3 protein-coding genes are annotated in these 3,462 nt (G+C 38.3%); 1 reads left to right on the forward strand and 2 read right to left on the reverse strand.

Annotated elements, in window-relative coordinates; translation table 11 throughout:
- Nucleotides 1-1,364, forward strand: a 1,364-nt coding sequence (locus AACZ30_RS13470; protein WP_339650001.1) for an ATP-binding protein, incomplete at its 5' end; no start/stop codon positions are given.
- 25 nt (nucleotides 1,365-1,389) lie between these two features.
- Here the strand turns inward: AACZ30_RS13470 and AACZ30_RS13475 are convergent.
- Both AACZ30_RS13475 and AACZ30_RS13480 read right to left on the reverse strand, forming a co-directional pair.
- On the reverse strand, nucleotides 1,390-2,505 hold the full coding sequence (locus AACZ30_RS13475) for an alpha/beta hydrolase-fold protein (RefSeq protein ID WP_339650002.1): 1,116 nt from the start codon (nucleotides 2,503-2,505) through the stop codon (nucleotides 1,390-1,392).
- 52 nt (nucleotides 2,506-2,557) lie between these two features.
- The coding region (locus tag AACZ30_RS13480) for an alpha/beta hydrolase-fold protein (protein ID WP_339650003.1) at nucleotides 2,558-3,462 on the reverse strand (905 nt) is incomplete at its 5' end.

Here is a 3,462-nt window from a genome sequence, read left to right on the forward strand (position 1 = left end):
TGAAATTTCAAAAAACTGAAATAATAGGTTTTGTAAAATCTATAACTTCACTTTTTGACGACCAGATTGAAAGCCGCGGAATCAAGTTCGAGATTAATCATCCAGATTCAGAAATAACAGCTTATATAGATCCAAATCATTTTGATAAGATAATTCAGAATTTAATTTCCAATGCTATAAAATTCACTCCCCAAAATGGAACTATTGAAGTGAATATAGGCACTAATGAAAATAAGAATCAATTTTACATTATTGTAAAGGATAATGGCGTTGGCATTAAAGAAAGTGAACTAGATAACGTCTTTAACCGTTTCTACCAGGTCTCTAATAAGGAAAGCAGACAGTTTGAAGGTACAGGAATTGGTCTACATTTAACCAAATCTATAGCCGAACTTCACCACGGCACCGTTAAAGTTGAAAATAATAAGAACCAGGATGGTTGTAAGTTTATAATTAGCGCACCGCTTGGAAAAGATCATTTAAAAGATAGTGTGATTGCTGAAGAAACCTCTGCTACTTCCTATCCCAACAAAGAAACTCGTGCCATACATATTATTCCTAATAGAGAGGAAGTAAAAAGTACTTCAGAAAAGAATAAACCTACCGTTTTAATAGTTGATGATGATGATGAAATAAGAAATTATATTGCTATAGAATTACAAAACCATTACAACATTATAAAAAAAGAAAACGGAAAATTAGCTCTTCCCGAGGTGATTAAAAACGCTCCCGATTTAATAATTAGTGATGTAGTAATGCCCGAAATGGACGGTATAACGCTTACGAGAAAAATCAAAAAGAATATTCATACCAATCATATCCCTGTAATTCTTTTAACGGGTAAAACCGATAAGGAAACCAACCTGGAAGGGCTGGAAATAGGTGCAGATGCTTATATCAACAAACCCTTTAATATAGATATCTTAAAAAAGACGGTAAAAAATCTCATTAAAAACAGGAATGTTTTAAAGAACACTTATTCCGGAAACCAATTACACGAAGAGAAAATTAAGCATATAGATCTAAAATCTGGTGATGAAACCCTGGTTGAAAAATTTATGGAAGTTGTAAATAATAATATAAGCAATCCAAATTTAAATGTAGAAATGGTTGCTTCAGAATTAGGTATAAGTCGGGTTCATCTTTATCGTAAATTAAAACAGCTCACCAACCAATCAGCTGGAGAATTAATCACGAATATCAGGCTGAAAGAAGCTGCCAATTTACTGATTTCCAAAAATATTAATATAGCTGAAGTAGCCTACGCAGTTGGTTTTTCCAGCACGTCAAAATTTTCAACCAGGTTTAAAGACCTGTATGGAATGCCTCCAACAAATTACCGGCAAAAACAAAAACATGCTTAATTAATTATAAAAAAGAGTCAATAATTTAATCCTCAGCTTGAAATAATAACGGAGCGAGCTGGTGTAAGCTACGACGCCAGGTATGGAATTCGTGCGCAGTTCCATCAGAAATGTATGAAACCGCATTAAAACCTTCCTTTTGCAATTCAGAAACTGCACTTTTCACGGCATCAGGTCTTTCTTTACTTCCGGTACTAATAAAAATTAATTCAGGTTTGGTTCTATCCTGGAGTTCCTTCGGTTCATAAATACCTCCACTAAACAGCGCGTAGTGAGAAAACACATCAGGCTTGTTTAGGGTTATAAGTTTTGTTTCAAAAGCTCCCATAGAAAGGCCAGCCATTGCACGGTTTTCTTTATTGGCTTTTGTTCTGTAATGAGTATCTATATAAGGAATTAATTCGTCTACCAACACCGTTTGAAAAGGCTTGATATCGAAGTCTTTTAAACCTCCAAATTCTATTTCGTTGGTCATGCCATAAGTCATCACTAGGATAAAAGGTTTTGTTTTTCCTTCTGCCAGCAGGTTATCCATAATAAGGTTGGCGCGACCCTGATTGGGCCAGGAAGTTTCATTTTCACCATATCCATGTTGTAAATATAAAACCGGATAGTTTTTCTGTGGTTCCAAATCATACTCGGGTGGAGTATAAACAAAAGCTCGCCGCGAAGTATCGGTACTTTTTGACGGAAAAAGGATTTGTTCAACCTTACCTTGCGGAACATTTTTTAAAGCAAAGAATTCCTGATCCTGAGCAGGGACTTCAATACCACTTCCCCAGCGATTTGCGCCGTAAAAATAGAGACTTCCGGGATCTGGAACAGAAGCTCCATCTATGTTTAACTGATAATAGTGAAAACCTTCATCCTGCGGTGCCGATTCACCTGTCCACACTCCTTCTTCATCCTTCTCCATATCGTATTTCACCCCGCCAATATCCAATTGAACCTTTTTGGCTTCAGGAGCAGATATTTGTGTGCGAACCTGTCCTTTCTCGTTAACCATAGGATATTCACTACCCGGCTGATTTACCGGGGAGGGTTTAAACTCTTCCTCATTGTTCCTCTCCTGACTCTGTGCAATTCCGGGGTGGAACAAAAAGCCTAAGCTTAGAACGAGTATTAATTTATAGTGTTTCATAATAAGTATTTTAAATGTTAAATATTAGATTAGCCTATTCAGAAAAATCTCCTTACTTAAACAAGAGCGGCGCAAAAGAAAACAGGTTGTGCCGCCACACAGGCCAGGTATGCCCTCCGGGATATTCACTATAATCGTACTTTATTCCCATCTCATCAAATTTGGCCATCATCGCTTTATTATTGTTATAAGCTATATCTTCTTCACCACCCATAGAAATCCAGAAAGACTCCAGGTTGTTATTAATTGTAGCGGCTTTTTCTTGCATAAAAGCATATTCCGGCCTGGTAAGTTCTGGATTGTCTGTAAACCAGCCGGAGCTAAAAACTCCTAAATGAGAAAAAAGATCGGTATTTCGAATACCGGCGTATAAAGTTTGAAGTCCACCCATGGAAAGTCCGGCCAGGGCTCTGTTTTCTGCACCCGCTGCCACACGATAATTATTTTCTACAAACGGAATTACTGCCTGCTTCAGTTCCTTCTCAAAAGTTTGAAGTGATTGCTGAAAAGAATCACGGGAACCCAAATTTCCATCCATCATTACCACCAGCATAGGTTCTGCTTTGTTTTCGGCAATAAGGTTATCCAGAATTAGATCGGCACGTCCCTGGGTAGACCAGCCGCGTTCGTCCTCACCTCCACCGTGCAATAAATATAACACCGGGTAATCTTCATTTGAAGCGTCGTAACCCGGAGGAGCGTAGACATACATTCTGCGCCAGCTATTAGTTACTTCTGAAAAATAACGCCTTATCCTCACATCCCCGTGCGGTACATCCTTTAGGGCATAAAATTCTCCCTCCCGGGATGGAATTTCAATTCCACTTGCCATTCTACCCATTCCGTAAAAGGTTTCGCTGGCAGGATCGGCTACTGCTACATCGTCTATAACCAAAGAATAATAATGAAATCCCTGGCCTATAGAATCTGTAGTAACCGTCCAGGTTCCGCTGGAAT

Source organism: uncultured Salegentibacter sp. (genome assembly GCF_963972535.1).
Classification (GTDB): domain Bacteria; phylum Bacteroidota; class Bacteroidia; order Flavobacteriales; family Flavobacteriaceae; genus Salegentibacter.